The following is a 14,052-nucleotide window of genomic DNA, read 5'->3' as shown; positions in this document are numbered from 1 at the left end:
TCAGTCCGTGACCAGCTCGGCAATGGCCGCTGCGTCGTTCGCAGGCGGCACGTCGTCGGCCATCAGCAGGTCTTCGTAGAACGCGCCGAAGGGCCGCGTGGGGTGCGCGATCTGGATCTCCAGGATCCAGATGCCCGTGGCCGGGCACAGGCCGAAGTCGCCGAGCTTGCCGGCCTGGTAGATCGCATGCGGAAAGTCGCAGACGCGGTGGCCCTTGATGTCGAGGTTCAGCCGCCAGCCCATGGCCTCGGCGCGTTCGGCAGCGTAGGCATAGAGCGCCTGCCCGCTGAGCCGGTCGGCGCGCCAGCGCTCGGCCACGTCCTGCCACAGCACGCGCGCGGCCTCGGCGCAGGCGTGCATCTGCGGGTCGTCGCCCATCACGAAGGTGTCGCCGGCATCGCCCTCGTGGCCTTCCCACACCGGGCCAATGTCGACGAAGAAGATGTCCTGCGCGCCCAGCACGCGATCGGGGTCGGAGGTCTCGCGAAAGATCTTGAGCGTGTCCTCGCCGAAGCGGATGACGATCGGGTGCCAGTTGCGCTCCATGCCCAGCTTCTGCAGCGTGGCCATCGCGAGCTCGTGGCCCTGCGCATGCGTCATGCCGGGGTGCATGCCCGAGGCGATGCGGCTCACCGCGCGCTGCGACAGCGTGCGCGCCGCGCGCATCGCGCCGAGCGAAAACCGGGTGCCCGTGGCTTCGGTGCGGCCGGTGTCAGGTCTTGTCATTTGCAATGTCCAGGTTCAGGTTCGAGTTCAGGTTCAAGGGGTCAGCAGGCTGGCGGAACGGGTCGGCCTGGGCGGCGGCCCGCGGGATTGCGGACGGCACCCACGCGGACCACACCTGCCCCGGCAGCGCGTGGCTGCGCGGCGGTGGCGCCTCGACCACGCTGCCCAGGCTCACGAAGCCCGCGAGGAATTCCTCGGGCTTGACGCCGAGCTCGGCACTCAGGACCGGGTCGAAGCAGCGCTCGCCGCTGAGCATGATGGCGCCGAAGCCGAGCTGGTGCGCGGCATTGAGCAGGTTGCCCAGCGCGGCGCCCGCGCTCAGCCACTGCTCGCGCGCGGGCACCTTGCTGCGCGCGCGGGGCACCACGATGAAGGCCAGCAGCACGGGCGGGCGCGTGGCGTGTTCGCGCGCGCGGCGCAGATCGGCCGGCGAGGCCAGCGGATCGCGGCGGCGCTTTTCGGCCTCGAAGCGTTCGGCCAGCGCGGCACGCTGTGCCTCGCGAAACTCCACCACGCGCCAGGGATGCAGCCCGCCGTGGTCGGGCGCGCGCAACGCGGCCTGCAGGATCAGGTCGATGTGTTCCGCCCCGGGCCCGGGCGCGCGCAGGCGTTTCGGCGAGACGGAGCGGCGTTCCAGCAGCGGGGCGATGGCGCTTTCCTGTTGCACGGCATGCAGCTCGCGGCGCAGGTCTTCGCCGTGCTGCAGGAAGCTGCGCGCCCAGGCCAGCACCTGTTCGCCCTGCGGCGTGAAGCCCTGAAAGCCGCCTGCGCGCGGGCCGGGTTCGAGCAGTGCGTGGCCGTATTCCTCTTCGAGCGCGCGGATCGCCTCGCTCAGCTCGAGCTGCGAAACCTGGGTGGCCTGTGCGGCGCGCCCGAGGTGCCGCGCCTGCCCGAGCGCGACGAGGCAGCGGAGTTGACTGGTGACCATGGCGTGCGTGTTCTGTGTTCCAACGATGCTTCGCTGTATTTTAAGGAGCATAGCGCTGCGTTGCGGCATCGCTGCCGGCACGCCCCGCGGGAGGCCGGGGCTTGGGTGCGGTCTTGAGTGCGGTCTTCAGTGCGCCGGGGGCTTGCCGCGTTGCCGCGCGAGGTGGCGGTAGACGGTGCTGCGGTGCACGCCCAGCCGGCGCGCGGCCTTCGCCACGTCGTGGTCGCTGCCCTTGAGGGCTTCGTCGATCGCGTGGCGCGTGATGGCCATCAATGGTTCGGCATGCGGCGGTGCGGCGAAGGCGTTCGCGTCCGCGCACGCCGCTGCGGATGCGGGCGCCGGTGTGCCGAGCAGGTGCGCGGGCAGCATGGCCGCCGTCACCGCATCGCCCGCGTCGGCCAGTGCGACGACGGCGCGCAGCGTGCTGCGCAGCTCGCGCACGTTGCCGGGCCAGCGGTAGGCGGCCAGCGCCTCGAGCGCGTCGCTCTCCAGCCGCAGGTGCCTGGCCGCGCCGCCCGACTCCATGAACATGCGCGCGATCAGCGCATGCCGGTCGGCGCGCTGGCTCAGCGAGGGCAGCGCCACCGTGAACCCGGCCACGCGGTACATCAGGTCGGCGCGAAAGCGGCCCGCCGCCACCAGCGCGGGCAGGTGGCCATGGGTGGCGCAGACCAGGTCGAAGTCGACCGCCACGCCCTGGCCGCCACCCAGCGGCGTGACCACGCGTTCCTCGAGCACGCGCAGCAGCCGCGTCTGCAGGGCCAGCGGAATCTCCGCGATCTCGTCCAGGAACAGCACGCCGCCGTGGGCCTCGCGGATGCGGCCCGCCATGCCCTTGCGCCGCGCGCCGGTGAAGGCGCCTTCGTCGTAGCCGAACAGCTCCGACTCGATCAGCGTCTCGGGCAGCGAGGCGCAGTCGACCGCCACGAAGGGCCCCGCGGCGCGGCGGCTCGCGGCATGCAGGCGGCGCGAGAACACCTCCTTGCCGCTGCCGGTCTCGCCGTTCACCAGCACCGGCACGCCTTCGTTGAGCACGCGCACGGCCTTGTCGAGCAGCGGCTGCACGGCGTCGGCCTGGGCCGTGGCTTCATGCATGGCAGGCGCTGGCGCATTCGTCGGGGCACGTGCCAACGGCCGGCCCGCGGCGGGTGCATGCGAACGCTCCATCACCGTGGCAATCTGCCGCCCGTCCGGCAGCGTGAGCAGGCTGCGCCGGTGCGCCATGCGCGGCCAGTTCGTGCCCAGGAAAAGCTCGGCGTCCAGGTCGAGCAGGCCGTCCCACGAGCGCCCGAACAGTTCGAGCGCCACGCGGTTGGCCGCGACGATGCGTCCGCCCTCGATCACCATCAGGCCCTCGCGCGCGGTGCCGATCAGCGCCGGGCGCGCGTGGAAGCGCAGCACGTGGCCGCTGGCCTCGGCCAGCAGCATGCGGTGCTCGACCTGTTGCGCCGCCATGCGCACCAGCCCCAGCGCATGCTGGTTCACCCGCACCGTCTCGCCCGAGATGTCGAGCGCGCCGGCCACTTCGCCGCGCCCCGTGAAGATGGGCGCCGCCGCGCAGCCCAGTGCGCCGTTCTGCGCCAGGTAGTGCTCGCCGCCCAGCACCATCAGCGCCTCGCGCTCGGCCAGCGCGGTGCCGATGGCGTTGGTGCCGCGGTTGTGCTCCGACCATTCCACGCCGGGCTGCAGCGCGATGCGCTCGGCCTTGGGCAGGAAGTCGGGGCTGCCGACTTCCTCGAGGATCAGACCGCTCGCGTCCGACAGGATCACCACGCAGCCGTTGCCGGTCGCGTGCTCGGCCAGGCCGTCGAGTTCGGGTTGGGCGCAGTTCAGCAGCCGCATCGCCTGCTCGCGCCGTTCGCGCAGCAGGGCCAGCGCCATCGGCTCGGGGTCGATCGCCTGGTGGTCGACCGGGCGGCTGCGTTGCCACGAGCGCGAGATGTGCGGTGCGATCCAGGGCGCGGGGTCTCGCCCCTGCCCGAAGAAAAGCTCGCGGGCCTGCTCCACTCTGACCGATGGCAACTGCGCTTCGCTCATGCGTGTCTCCGATAGGGGTTTCGCCTTGTGCGACATCCTAGTCGCTATGTTCGCGGGAACATGTCGCAGATTGCGAATGAAAACCCGCTGCGGCAGCCGGTTGCCAAGAAGAAGTACTCAGGGAATGTCCCGATCCGCGCGGGTACGTGGCTTGCGGTTGTCTGTGCGGGTCGCCGCACGTCGCGGCGCCACCAACCCTGCAACCCTGCAACCCTGCACTGGAGACAAAGACATGGACATGCTCGAACCGGGCAAATTCGGTACCGCGGTGCCCTTCAAGAAGCGCTATGGCAACTACATCGGCGGCGAGTGGGTCGCGCCGGTGGACAACCAGTACTTTGAGAACATCACGCCCGTCACCGGCAAGGTCTTCTGCGAGGTGCCGCGCTCCACCGCGGCCGACATCGACCGCGCGCTCGACGCCGCGCACAAGGCCAAGGGCGCCTGGGGGCGCACCTCGACCACGGAGCGCGCGAACATCCTGAACCGCATTGCCGAGCGCATCCAGGAAAACCTGCCCATGCTGGCCGCGGCCGAAACCTGGGACAACGGCAAGCCGATCCGCGAGACCATGGCGGCCGACCTGCCGCTGGCGGTCGACCATTTCCGCTACTTCGCCTCGTGCATCCGTTCGCAGGAAGGCGGCATCAGCGAGATCGACCACGAGACCTTCGCGTACCACTTCCATGAGCCCATCGGCGTGGTCGGCCAGATCATTCCGTGGAACTTCCCGATCCTCATGGCCGTATGGAAGCTGGCGCCCGCGCTGGCCGCCGGCAACTGCGTGGTGCTGAAGCCGGCCGAGCAGACCCCGGTGTCGATCCTGGTGCTGATGGAACTCATCGGCGACCTGCTGCCGCCGGGCGTGCTGAACGTGGTGAACGGCTTCGGCGTGGAGGCGGGCAAGCCGCTGGCGTCGAGCAACCGCATCGGCAAGATCGCCTTCACCGGCGAAACCACCACCGGCCGGCTGATCTCGCAGTACGCGAGCCAGAACCTGATTCCGGTCACGCTGGAGCTGGGCGGCAAGTCGCCCAACATCTTCTTCGCCGACGTGATGGAGCGCGACGACAGCTTCTTCGACAAGGCGCTCGAAGGCTTTGCGATGTTCGCGCTGAACCAGGGCGAGGTGTGCACCTGCCCGTCGCGCGCGCTGATCCAGGAGTCGATCTACGACCGCTTCATGGAGCGCGCACTGAAGCGCGTGGCCGCCATCAAGCAGGGCAGCCCGCTGGACATGGCCACCATGATCGGCGCGCAGGCCTCCAGCGAGCAGCTCGAGAAGATCCTGTCGTACCTGGACATCGGCAAGCAGGAGGGCGCCAAGGTGCTGATCGGCGGCGAGCGCCAGAAGCTCGAGGGCGACCTGGCCGACGGCTACTACGTGAAGCCGACCGTGTTCCAGGGCCACAACAAGATGCGCATCTTCCAGGAGGAGATCTTCGGCCCGGTGGTGTCGGTCACCACCTTCAAGGACGAGGAAGAGGCGCTGTCGATTGCCAACGACACGCTGTACGGGCTGGGCGCCGGCGTGTGGAGCCGCGACATGAACCGCGCCTTCCGCATGGGCCGCGGCATCCAGGCGGGCCGCGTGTGGACCAACTGCTACCACCACTACCCGGCGCATGCGGCCTTCGGCGGCTACAAGCAATCGGGCATCGGGCGTGAGAACCACAAGATGATGCTCGACCACTACCAGCAGACCAAGAACCTGCTCGTGAGCTACAGCGAGAACAAGCTGGGCTTCTTCTGATGGCGGGCGATGTCCTGCGCGTCACCGCGACCGAAGCCGCGCTCGCGTTGATCGACAGGCTCGCCGCCAGGCACGGCCCGCTGATGTTCCATCAGTCGGGCGGCTGCTGCGACGGCAGCGCGCCCATGTGCTACGGGCGCGAGGAGTTCATCGTGGGCGACTACGACAAGCTGCTGGGCCACATCGGCGGCATGCCGTTCTACATCAGCGGGCCGCAGTTCGCGTATTGGCAGCACACGCAGCTGATCATCGACGTGGTGCCGGGGCGCGGGGGCATGTTCTCGCTGGAGGGGCCGGAGGGGGTGCGCTTCCTGACGCGCTCGCGGCTGTTCACTGACGAAGAGTGGGCGGTACTGGCGGCGGAGGAGGCCAGGTAGGCAGACAGGGCCCGGACGTCGGGGCGCGTGCGCCGATAGACTGGCGTGCTCGACATCCAAGGAGCACGCCATGAAGATCAGCGCACGCAACGTCCTGTCCGGCAAGGTCATCGCCATCGTCCGCGGCCCCGTCACGACCGAAGTCACGCTGGAAATCGCGCCGGGCGTGCAGATCGTCTCGACCATCACCAGCAGTTCGGCGCAATCGCTGAACCTTGCGGAAGGTGCGGATGCCTATGCGGTGATCAAGGCGTCGAGCGTGATGGTCGGGACCGACTGAGCATCGAAAAGCTGCTGTCGGAAGGCCTGCCGCGCGATGGGCAGGTCAGGGTAAACAGGCATAAAGCAGAAATTGTGCATAAAAATAATTTTGTGCATAATTTCAGCCATGCCCAGTCCTCTCACGCCCGCACCCGCCGTCGACAGCTCCGTTCCGCTTTCCGAGCAGGCCTTTCGCAGCCTGCGGCGCGACGTGCTCGTCGGCCATTTCGAAGCCGGCAGCAAGCTCAAGCTCGATGAACTCCAGGGCCATTACGGCTTTTCCAGCAGCCCGCTGCGCGAGGCGCTGAGCCGGCTCGCGCAGGAGGGCCTGGTGCGCGCCGACGAGCGGCGCGGCTTCCGCGTGGCGCCGATTGCGCTGGACGACCTCAACGACATCACGCACATGCGCCTGATGCTCGACGTGCAGGCGCTGGGCAGCGCCATCGCGCATGGCGACGACGCCTGGGAGGCCGCCATCGTGGCCGCCTTTCACCGCCTCGAGAAGATCGAATCGCGCTTCGGCGACGGTGCCCTCGTGCTCGACGACGAGTGGAGCGAGGTGCACCGCGGCTTCCATCTCTCGCTGCTGGCGGCTTGCGCGTCGGAGCGGCAGCGCATGTGGAGCGCCAGCCTGTTCGACCAGGCCGAGCGCTACCGGCGTTTCTCCGCGCGCCACCGACAGATCGCGCGGCGCAAGTCCAACGAGCATCGCAAGCTGATGGACGCCACGCTGGCGCGCGACGGCGACACCGCCTGCGCGCTGCTCACGGAGCACATCCAGAGCACGCAACGCAACGTCGAGGCGGCGTTGCGTCGAATGCAGGTCGCGGGCGCCTGACACCGCGCGGGCCTTCGCGCCCGCATGCCTTTCAAAGAACGACAGGAGACAAGACCCATGCTCAAGGTCGATCGACCCACGCCTTCGCATTTCGGCATCTACGTGAGCGACCTGGAGCGGATGGTGGCCTTCTATACCGAGGTGTTCGCGCTCACGGTCACCGACCGGGGCGTGGGCCGCACCTTCAGGAACCAGCTGGTCTTCATGAGCGCCAGCCCGCACCAGCACCACCAGTTGGTGGTGGCGTCGGGTCGCCCGGCGGACGCGGTGTTCAGCACGGTGATGCAGCTGTCGTTCGCGGTGCCGGGCCTGCAGTCGATGCGCGACATCTGGGCGCGAGCGGCGGCGCGCGGCGCCACCGACATTCGCGGCCTCAACCACGGCAATGCGCTGTCGGTCTACATGCTCGACCCCGAGGGCAACATGCTCGAGGTGTACGTCGACACCCCGTTCTACGTGGCACAGCCGCATGGCGATCCGCTCGACCTGTCGAAGAGCGACGACGAGATCATGCGCGAGACCGAAGCCATCTGCCGCAGCGACCCGACCTTCATGCCGCTTGCGCAGTGGCAGGCGCAGTTCGAGGCCCGCGCGCCGCATGCGGGCGGCTGAAAGCCCCTCGTCCGTTATCGCCTTTCCTCCTTCCTTTCACGCCATCGATCCATCGGAGACCCCATGAAACTTCTGTCGTTCATTCATCTTGGCCGCGAAACCTGGGGCGCCGTGGTCGGCGACCAGGTGGTCGACCTGGGCCGCGCCATGCCGCAGCACGCCACGCTGGCCGACTACATCGGCTCGGGTGACTACCTGCGCGCCGCCGAGCATGTGGAGGGCAAGGCGGGCGATGCGAAGCTGGCCGACATCACCTTCCTGCCCGTGATCCCGCGCCCGGAAAAGATCGTCTGCGCGGTGCGCAACTACATGGACCACCACCAGGAGGTGCTGGCCGCGGGCATGCAGCGCGAGCTGTCGGAACAGCCGCCGATCTTCCTGCGCGTGTGGCGCTCGCAGTGCGCGCACAACCAGCCCATCGTGCGCCCCGACGTGTCGGAGTCGCTCGACTGGGAGGGCGAACTGGCCGTCGTCATCGGCAAGCAGGGCCGCAACATTCCGGAGAGCGAGGCCTATGCGCACGTGGCGGGCTATGCCTGCTACAACGACGCCAGCGTGCGCGAATGGCAGTTTCACGCCAAGCAGATCGCCTCCGGCAAGAACTTCGAATCGACCGGGGGCTTCGGCCCGTGGATGGTCACGGCCGACGAAATTGCACCGGGCCGCGAGCTGAAGCTGGAGGTTCGCCTCAACGGCGAGACGGTGCAGTCCAGCCACACGGGCCACATGATCTTCAGCATTCCGAAGCTCATCGCCTACGCCTCGACCATCTTCACGCTGGTGCCGGGCGACGTCATCGCCACGGGCACGCCCGCCGGCGTGGGCTGGAGCCGCAAGCCGCAGCGCTTCATGAAACCGGGCGACGTGTGCGAGGTCGAGATCGAAGGCATCGGCACGCTGCGCAACCCGATCGCGGCGCAGCAGCACTGACCCTGCCGCAGCACGCACCCTGCGGCAACACCTTCCGGAGACGCGGCGGCACGCACTGCCGCGCCCGGCACAGGCATCGAAAAAATTGGAGACAAACCATGCAACGCAGACATTTCGCGGCGGCGGGGCTCGGCCTGGCCGCAAGCCTGGCACTGCCGGCCCGTGCGCAGGGCTATCCCGAGCGGCCGATCAAGGTCTACCAGGGCTTTGCGGCCGGCGGCAACGCCGACACCATTGCGCGCGTGCTCGGTGCCGAGATGGGCAAGGGCCTGGGCCAGCCCTTCGTGGTAGAGGCGCAGACCGGCGCCGGCGGCACCATTGCCGCGACCACGGTGGCGCGCGCCAAGCCCGACGGCTACACGCTGCTGCTGGCCACCGGCGGGCATGCGGTGGCGGGCGCGCTCTACAGCAAGCTGGCCTACCGGTCGGTGGCGGACTTCGAGATGGTCTCGACGATCACCTTCTTTCCGTTCCTGGTGGTGGTGCGGGCCGACTCGAATCACAAGAGCCTGCGGGAGCTGCTGGCGGCCGCGCGTGCGGCGCCGGGCAGCGTGTCCTACGGCACGGCGGGTATCGGCTCGACGCACCACCTGGCCGGCGAGCTGCTGAGCCGGATGTCGAAGACCGACCTGCTGCACGTGCCCTACCGCGGCGATGCCGCGTCGCTCACGGCGCTGCTCGGCGGCGAGGTGCCCTTCATCATCGCGCCGCCGACCATCGCCATGCCCAACATCAAGGCGGGCAAGCTGCGCGCCGTGGCCACGACCAGCCCGCAACGCTGGCCCGGCCTGCCGGAGGTGCCCACGGTGGCGGAGCAGGGCGTGCCCGGCTACGACGTGCGCTCATGGGCCGGGCTGATGGCGCCGGCCGGCACGCCGCAGGCCATCGTCGAGCGGCTCAACGGCGAGACGCTCAAGGCGTTGCAGGTCGCGTCGGTGAAGTCGCGGCTCGAGGACATGGGCGGCGAGGCGCGCGGTGGCACGCCCGATGAAATGAAGACCATGGTGGCCGCCGAAGTCCAGAAATGGGCGACGCTCGTGGCCGAAGCCAACATACCGAAACAGTGAGAACACCGTCATGTCCCTGATCCAGATCCGCAAGCGCAGCCTCAGCATCGAGACCATCTACCATGAGGGCGGCCCCGCGGCCGACACACCGTTGCGGCTGGCCGCGGCCTGCGCCGTGGTGCGCAACCCGTACGCCGGCCGCTACGAGCCCGACCTGATGCCCTTCATGGCCGAGCTGCGCTCGCTGGGCACGCTGCTCGCGCAGGAACTGGTGGATACGCTGGGCCGCGACAAGGTCGAGGTCTACAGCAAGGCGGCCATCGTCGGCGTGAACGGCGAACTCGAGCACGCGGCCGTGTGGCATGAAGCCGGCGGATGGGCCATGCGCGAGGTGCTGGGCGAACCGAAGGCGATCGTGCCGGCCTCCAAGGCCGTGGCCGCCACGGGCTACCGGCTGATGGTGCCGCTGCACTACATCCACGCGGCCTACGTGCGCAGTCACTACAACAGCATGGAGATCGGCATCCAGGACGCGCCGCGGCCCGACGAGATCCTGTACGCGCTGGTGATGGGAACCGGCGGCCGCGTGCACGCGCGCATCGGCGGGCTGAGCAAGGACAAGGTCGCCGTGCACGACGGCCAACGCTGAAAGGCCCCGCACATGAGCGACATGATGAAAGCGGTGGTGGTGCGCGTGCCCGGCGGGCCCGATGCGCTCGAGCACACCGAGCTGCCGGTGCCGCGGCCCGGCGCGCGGCAGGTGCTGGTGAAGGCGCATGCCATCGGTGCCGGCGGGCCCGACGTGCTCATTCGCAACGGCACCTACAAGTGGATGCCGCCGTTGCCGGCGGTGCCGGGCAACGAGATGGCCGGGGTCGTCGTTGCGGTGGGCGAAGGGGTCGCTGACCTGGCGGTGGGCCAGCGCGTGCTGGTGAGCTCGCGCGAACTGCCAGAGCGCGGCGGGTGCTACGCCGAGTACATCGCCGTGCCGGCCGACGCACCATTCGTGCTGCCCGAATCCATTTCCTTCGACGATGCGGTGAGCCTGGGCAACTTCCAGCTCGCGCAGGCGATGCTGCAGGGCTGCGGCGGCAGCACGCCGGCGAAGAGCATCCTGGTGCCCGGCGCGGCCGGCGGCGTGGCCACGGCGCTGGTGCAGATCGCGCGGCACCACGGCATGCAGGTGATCGGCACGGCCTCGACGCAGCACAAGCGTGCCTATGCGATGGAGAACGGCGTCAGCGTGCTGGTCGACGGCCAGCCGGCCGAGCTGCCGCTGCAGGTCATGGCGCAGACCGGCGGGCGCGGCGTCGACCTGGCGTTCGACCACGTCGGCGACGAGCTGTTCATGGCCTGCATCCGCTCGCTCGCGCCGTTCGGCACCGCGGTGTCGTACAACATCGCGGGCGGGCCGCCCGCGGGCGACGTGTTCATGGCGCTGCGTGCGCTGCTCAGCCGCAGCCTGGCCGTGCGCACGTTCTCCATCCACACCTTCGACAGCGACCGCGCGCAGCGGCGCGGCTTCATGGACAGCGCCATCGCGCTGATGGCCGCGGGGCACATCCGTGCGCCACGCACCACCGTGATGCCGCTGGGCGAAGTGCGGCGCGCGCACGAGATCCTGGACGCCGGGACCTCGCTCGGCAAGCTCGTGCTGCGGCCCTGACGCGGGCAAGCACCCAGGCCGGTGCAATCGGCCTGGTGCAATTGGCCCAGCGCATTCGGACAACAAAGGAACACACCATGAGCACCCTGGACATCGTCGGCCTCTGCGGCAGCCTTCGCACCGGATCCCTCAACCGGGCCGCACTGAACCTGGCCGGCGCGTCGATGCCGCCGTCGATGGCCATGGAGGTCGCCGAATGGCGCGAGATCCCCGTGTTCGACGCCGACGTGTTCGCCGAGGGCTACCCCGCAGCGGTGCAGGCCCTGCGCGACCGTATCCGCCGCGCCGACGGCCTGGTCATTGCCACGCCGGAATACAACTTCTCGATTCCGGGCGCGTTCAAGAACATGATCGACTGGCTCAGCCGGGGCGAAGACCAGCCCTTCGCGCACAAGCCGGTCGCCATCCTGTCGGCCTCGCCGGGGCCGCTGGGCGGCGCGCGCGTCCAGTACGACCTGCGCCGCGTGATGCTGTTCGTCAACGCGATGGTGCTGGTGAAGCCCGAGGTCTTCATCGCGGGCGCGGCCGCCAAGTTCGACGCGCAAGGGCAATGCACCGACGAGATCACCCGCAAGTTCGTCGGCGACCAGATGAAGGCGTTCGAGAAATGGACCGGGGCGGTGAAGCGGATGGCTTGAGGCTGTCGATCAGCCTGCTCAGGCGTCGCTTGCCGCCACGCCCTGCGCTCCCCACACCTGCGGGTTCGGTGCCCACCGACGATCGGGTTCTCTCTCGAGCAGGGCACAGGCGTAGGCGCCCAGGTCCACCTGGAAGAACTCGGCCGCGGCCTGGGCGCCGCTGTCCTCGCGCGCCGCATTCGATGCGAAGTGCACGAAGGCTTCCCAGTTGCGTCCCATCTGCTCGACCAGGATCCGTGCGAGCTCATAGGACAGCAGGTTGCCGTCGTCCGTCCTGAAGAACGAGTCGCCCGACCAGAACTCCTGGATCTGCGCCTCGCCCCAGAACGCCCGGTGCTTGCGCTTCCATTCCTGGATCGTGTACGGGGAGCGCGGCTCGCCGGTGAGCCTTCGCTCGGTGTTGACGGCCAGCCCCTCGTCCAGCCAGCGCGGCAGCTTCAGGTGAGAGAGCGCGCTGTGGGTCATCTCGTGGGCGATGACGGGCTCGATGGCCGCGAGGTCCGCGCGCTTTGCAAGGAAGTGCGCGCACCCCGCATCGACGAACATGCCGCCGCTGAACGCGAACTCGCCGCCGTCGGGGTAGTAGCTGGACACATAGGCGTAGTACGTCTCTTCGTCGTCCACGACCAGCAGGATGCTCTTGGCGTGTGCCTCGAAGTGCGCGATGCCGGCAAGCACGCGCTGGATGCGCTTGCGCGTGGACGCCACGTAGGCCGCCGTTGCGACGGCAACGACGTCTTCGAGCGACGACAGCACGAAGGCGTCGTCCGATTCGAAGAGGCGGAAATCGGGCCCGAGTGCATCCCTGAGATGCAGCAGCCATGCGCGCTTGCCCAGGGCGATGGCGGTGCGCTGCAGGTCCGCGTCGCCCGTCGACGACGCCCATGCATCCAGCGCCTGCCAGTCGAGCAAGGGGAGTCCGTCGTAGAGCGCCATGTGATCGCGCAGCGCGAAGCCGGGCCCGTCGCCGAGTGCGATGTGTTCCGGCGCCTCGTCGTGGGTGAAGCCGTCGGGCCATGCAGTGGACGCGGCCTTCGCGGCGCGCGGTTGCCGGGGCAGGTGCGTCCAGGCCAGGAACGCGCCCATGAAAGGGAGAACCCAGACCGTGGCGAGAAGCATGTTTCTTCGCAGCGGGTTGTCGTCGATGGCGCGAATGCGCCTGCTCAGGTACACGTTCATGGCGAGCCATGCGGCGCAGATGCCGGCGATCAGCAGCGTGCTCATGGGGTGGCGCCCTGTGGCGCGTGGCAGCGCGTGGCGGTGCCGTTCGTGGCATGTGGCATTTGTTCTTCTCCGCCGGCCAGCATAGCGGCTGCGTGTGGCGCTACGGCCCGGCCTGGCGCAGCAGGTGCGCGGCCAGCAGCTGCGCCGCAGGCGACAGCACGGCGCCCGTCTTCGTCGCCATCAGCAAGCGCCGCGTGGCCCATGCGTCGCTGAGCCGCACGACCTTCAGGTCGAGCGCCGCCACCTGCGCCTTGCAGGCCGCCAGCGGCACCACGCCGATGCCGAGGTTGGCCGCGATCATGTGGCACATCGCGTCGAAGCTGCGCACCTGCACGCGCAGGCGCATCGGAATGCCGGCCTGTTCGGCGGCGCGCGACGTGAGTTCGAGCAACGAGCTGCTGCGGTTCAGCCCCACGAACTCGTGCGCGAGGCAGGCCTTGAAGCCGACCTGCTTCGCACGGCTGCGCGCCAGCGGATGCTGCTTCGCGCACAGCACCACGAGCTCGTCGGTCTGGAACGGCGCCACGTCGAGCCCGTAGGCCGGCGTGTTCTCGGCGAACACGCCGACGTCGGCCAGGCCGTCGACCAGCGCACGCACGATGTCGCCGCTGAGCTGCTCCTCGACCTCGACGCGGATGTCCGGGTGCTGGCCCAGGAAGGTCGCGAGCGTGGCTGGCAGGAACTCGGTCAGCGCCGACATGTTGGCCCACAGCCGCACGTGGCCGCGCACGCCGCTGGAGTAGTCGTTGAGCTCGTTGCTGAACTGCTCGAAACCCTGGAAGAGCCGCATCGCATGCTGCATGGCCACATGCCCCGCGGGCGTGAGCGCGATGCCTTGCGCGCTGCGCTCGAGCAGCTTCGATCCGGCGGCGGCCTCGAAGTCCGACAACCTGCGGCTCGCCGCCGAAAGCGCGAGGTGGCACGCCTGCGCGCCCTTGGTGATGCTGCCCGACTGCGCCACCGCGCAGAACAGGCGCAGCGTCACGAAGTCGACGCGGGCGGGGTTGATGGAGTGGGCCATCGGCGGATTCTAGGGAGCGCGCAAGTGCCGAAAG

15 protein-coding genes are annotated in these 14,052 nt (G+C 69.1%); 10 read left to right on the top strand and 5 right to left on the bottom strand.

Translation table 11 applies throughout. The features are described 5' to 3' along the window. From BM004_RS33670 to BM004_RS33660, 3 genes are all read right to left on the bottom strand, one after another. On the bottom strand, positions 1-726 hold the full coding sequence (locus BM004_RS33670; protein ID WP_093220014.1) for a M24 family metallopeptidase: 726 nt from the start codon (positions 724-726) through the stop codon (positions 1-3). Then, on the bottom strand, positions 713-1,654 hold the full coding sequence (locus tag BM004_RS33665; RefSeq protein WP_093220012.1) for a nitroreductase: 942 nt from the start codon (positions 1,652-1,654) through the stop codon (positions 713-715). The genes BM004_RS33670 and BM004_RS33665 overlap by 14 nt, the downstream gene beginning before the upstream one ends. Before the next feature lie 126 nt (positions 1,655-1,780). Continuing rightward, on the bottom strand, positions 1,781-3,691 hold the full coding sequence (locus tag BM004_RS33660; RefSeq protein WP_093220010.1) for a sigma-54-dependent Fis family transcriptional regulator: 1,911 nt from the start codon (positions 3,689-3,691) through the stop codon (positions 1,781-1,783). A 232-nt stretch (positions 3,692-3,923) separates the two neighbouring features. Here BM004_RS33660 and adh point away from each other — a divergent pair, with 232 nt between their 5' ends. The 10 genes from adh (at position 3,924) to BM004_RS33610 (ending at position 11,773) form a co-directional block, all read left to right on the top strand. After that, positions 3,924-5,444, top strand: coding sequence for an aldehyde dehydrogenase (gene adh / locus BM004_RS33655; RefSeq protein WP_093220008.1), 1,521 nt, complete (start codon positions 3,924-3,926; stop codon positions 5,442-5,444). Next, positions 5,444-5,821, top strand: coding sequence for a DUF779 domain-containing protein (locus tag BM004_RS33650; RefSeq protein ID WP_093134282.1), 378 nt, complete (start codon positions 5,444-5,446; stop codon positions 5,819-5,821). Before adh ends, BM004_RS33650 begins: the two co-directional genes overlap by 1 nt. A gap of 70 nt (positions 5,822-5,891) precedes the next feature. Further along, positions 5,892-6,101: a TOBE domain-containing protein gene (locus tag BM004_RS33645; protein ID WP_093220006.1), complete on the top strand. Its 210-nt coding sequence runs from the start codon at positions 5,892-5,894 to the stop codon at positions 6,099-6,101. Between the two features lie 108 nt (positions 6,102-6,209). Beyond that, positions 6,210-6,920 (top strand): GntR family transcriptional regulator, encoded by a 711-nt coding sequence (locus BM004_RS33640; RefSeq protein ID WP_093220003.1) that lies wholly within the window; start codon positions 6,210-6,212, stop codon positions 6,918-6,920. 57 nt (positions 6,921-6,977) lie between these two features. Next, a complete protein-coding gene (locus BM004_RS33635; RefSeq protein ID WP_093220001.1) occupies positions 6,978-7,532 on the top strand; it encodes a VOC family protein in 555 nt (184 codons plus the stop codon). Positions 7,533-7,595: 63 nt separating this feature from the next. Next, complete coding sequence (locus BM004_RS33630) at positions 7,596-8,462, top strand: fumarylacetoacetate hydrolase family protein (protein ID WP_093219998.1); 867 nt, start codon at positions 7,596-7,598, stop codon at positions 8,460-8,462. A gap of 98 nt (positions 8,463-8,560) precedes the next feature. Beyond that, positions 8,561-9,529, top strand: a complete 969-nt coding sequence (locus tag BM004_RS33625) for a tripartite tricarboxylate transporter substrate binding protein (protein WP_093134295.1) — start codon at positions 8,561-8,563, stop codon at positions 9,527-9,529. A 10-nt stretch (positions 9,530-9,539) separates the two neighbouring features. Continuing rightward, positions 9,540-10,118, top strand: coding sequence for an amino acid synthesis family protein (locus BM004_RS33620; protein ID WP_093134298.1), 579 nt, complete (start codon positions 9,540-9,542; stop codon positions 10,116-10,118). A 12-nt stretch (positions 10,119-10,130) separates the two neighbouring features. Continuing rightward, a complete protein-coding gene (locus BM004_RS33615) occupies positions 10,131-11,135 on the top strand; it encodes a zinc-dependent alcohol dehydrogenase family protein (protein ID WP_093219996.1) in 1,005 nt (334 codons plus the stop codon). 77 nt (positions 11,136-11,212) lie between these two features. After that, entirely contained in the window at positions 11,213-11,773 is a 561-nt protein-coding gene (locus BM004_RS33610) for an NADPH-dependent FMN reductase (protein WP_256220171.1), read from the top strand. Between the two features lie 18 nt (positions 11,774-11,791). Here the strand turns inward: BM004_RS33610 and BM004_RS33605 are convergent, their stop codons facing one another. Further along, complete coding sequence (locus BM004_RS33605) at positions 11,792-12,997, bottom strand: hypothetical protein (RefSeq protein ID WP_093219994.1); 1,206 nt, start codon at positions 12,995-12,997, stop codon at positions 11,792-11,794. Between the two features lie 100 nt (positions 12,998-13,097). Beyond that, positions 13,098-14,018 carry a LysR family transcriptional regulator gene (locus BM004_RS33600; RefSeq protein ID WP_093134305.1) on the bottom strand — a complete coding sequence of 307 codons (921 nt, stop codon included), beginning with the start codon at positions 14,016-14,018 and terminating at the stop codon, positions 13,098-13,100. Positions 14,019-14,052 lie beyond the last annotated feature (34 nt).

The organism is Variovorax sp. OK212, assembly GCF_900112425.1.
Classification (GTDB): domain Bacteria; phylum Pseudomonadota; class Gammaproteobacteria; order Burkholderiales; family Burkholderiaceae_C; genus Variovorax.
The sequence above is the reverse complement of the archived record's forward strand: the minus strand, read 5'-3'. Positions and strand labels throughout refer to the sequence as shown.

Coding starts and splice junctions, on each gene's coding strand:
- BM004_RS33615 (WP_093219996.1), top strand. CDS start 10,131: ATGAGCGACATGATGAAAGCGGTGGTGGTGCGCGTGCCCGGCGGGCCC.
- BM004_RS33660 (WP_093220010.1), bottom strand. CDS start 3,691: ATGAGCGAAGCGCAGTTGCCATCGGTCAGAGTGGAGCAGGCCCGCGAG.
- BM004_RS33630 (WP_093219998.1), top strand. CDS start 7,596: ATGAAACTTCTGTCGTTCATTCATCTTGGCCGCGAAACCTGGGGCGCC.
- BM004_RS33650 (WP_093134282.1), top strand. CDS start 5,444: ATGGCGGGCGATGTCCTGCGCGTCACCGCGACCGAAGCCGCGCTCGCG.
- BM004_RS33620 (WP_093134298.1), top strand. CDS start 9,540: ATGTCCCTGATCCAGATCCGCAAGCGCAGCCTCAGCATCGAGACCATC.
- BM004_RS33645 (WP_093220006.1), top strand. CDS start 5,892: ATGAAGATCAGCGCACGCAACGTCCTGTCCGGCAAGGTCATCGCCATC.
- BM004_RS33670 (WP_093220014.1), bottom strand. CDS start 726: ATGACAAGACCTGACACCGGCCGCACCGAAGCCACGGGCACCCGGTTT.
- BM004_RS33605 (WP_093219994.1), bottom strand. CDS start 12,997: ATGAGCACGCTGCTGATCGCCGGCATCTGCGCCGCATGGCTCGCCATG.
- BM004_RS33635 (WP_093220001.1), top strand. CDS start 6,978: ATGCTCAAGGTCGATCGACCCACGCCTTCGCATTTCGGCATCTACGTG.
- BM004_RS33625 (WP_093134295.1), top strand. CDS start 8,561: ATGCAACGCAGACATTTCGCGGCGGCGGGGCTCGGCCTGGCCGCAAGC.
- BM004_RS33600 (WP_093134305.1), bottom strand. CDS start 14,018: ATGGCCCACTCCATCAACCCCGCCCGCGTCGACTTCGTGACGCTGCGC.
- BM004_RS33665 (WP_093220012.1), bottom strand. CDS start 1,654: ATGGTCACCAGTCAACTCCGCTGCCTCGTCGCGCTCGGGCAGGCGCGG.
- BM004_RS33640 (WP_093220003.1), top strand. CDS start 6,210: ATGCCCAGTCCTCTCACGCCCGCACCCGCCGTCGACAGCTCCGTTCCG.
- adh (WP_093220008.1), top strand. CDS start 3,924: ATGGACATGCTCGAACCGGGCAAATTCGGTACCGCGGTGCCCTTCAAG.
- BM004_RS33610 (WP_256220171.1), top strand. CDS start 11,213: ATGAGCACCCTGGACATCGTCGGCCTCTGCGGCAGCCTTCGCACCGGA.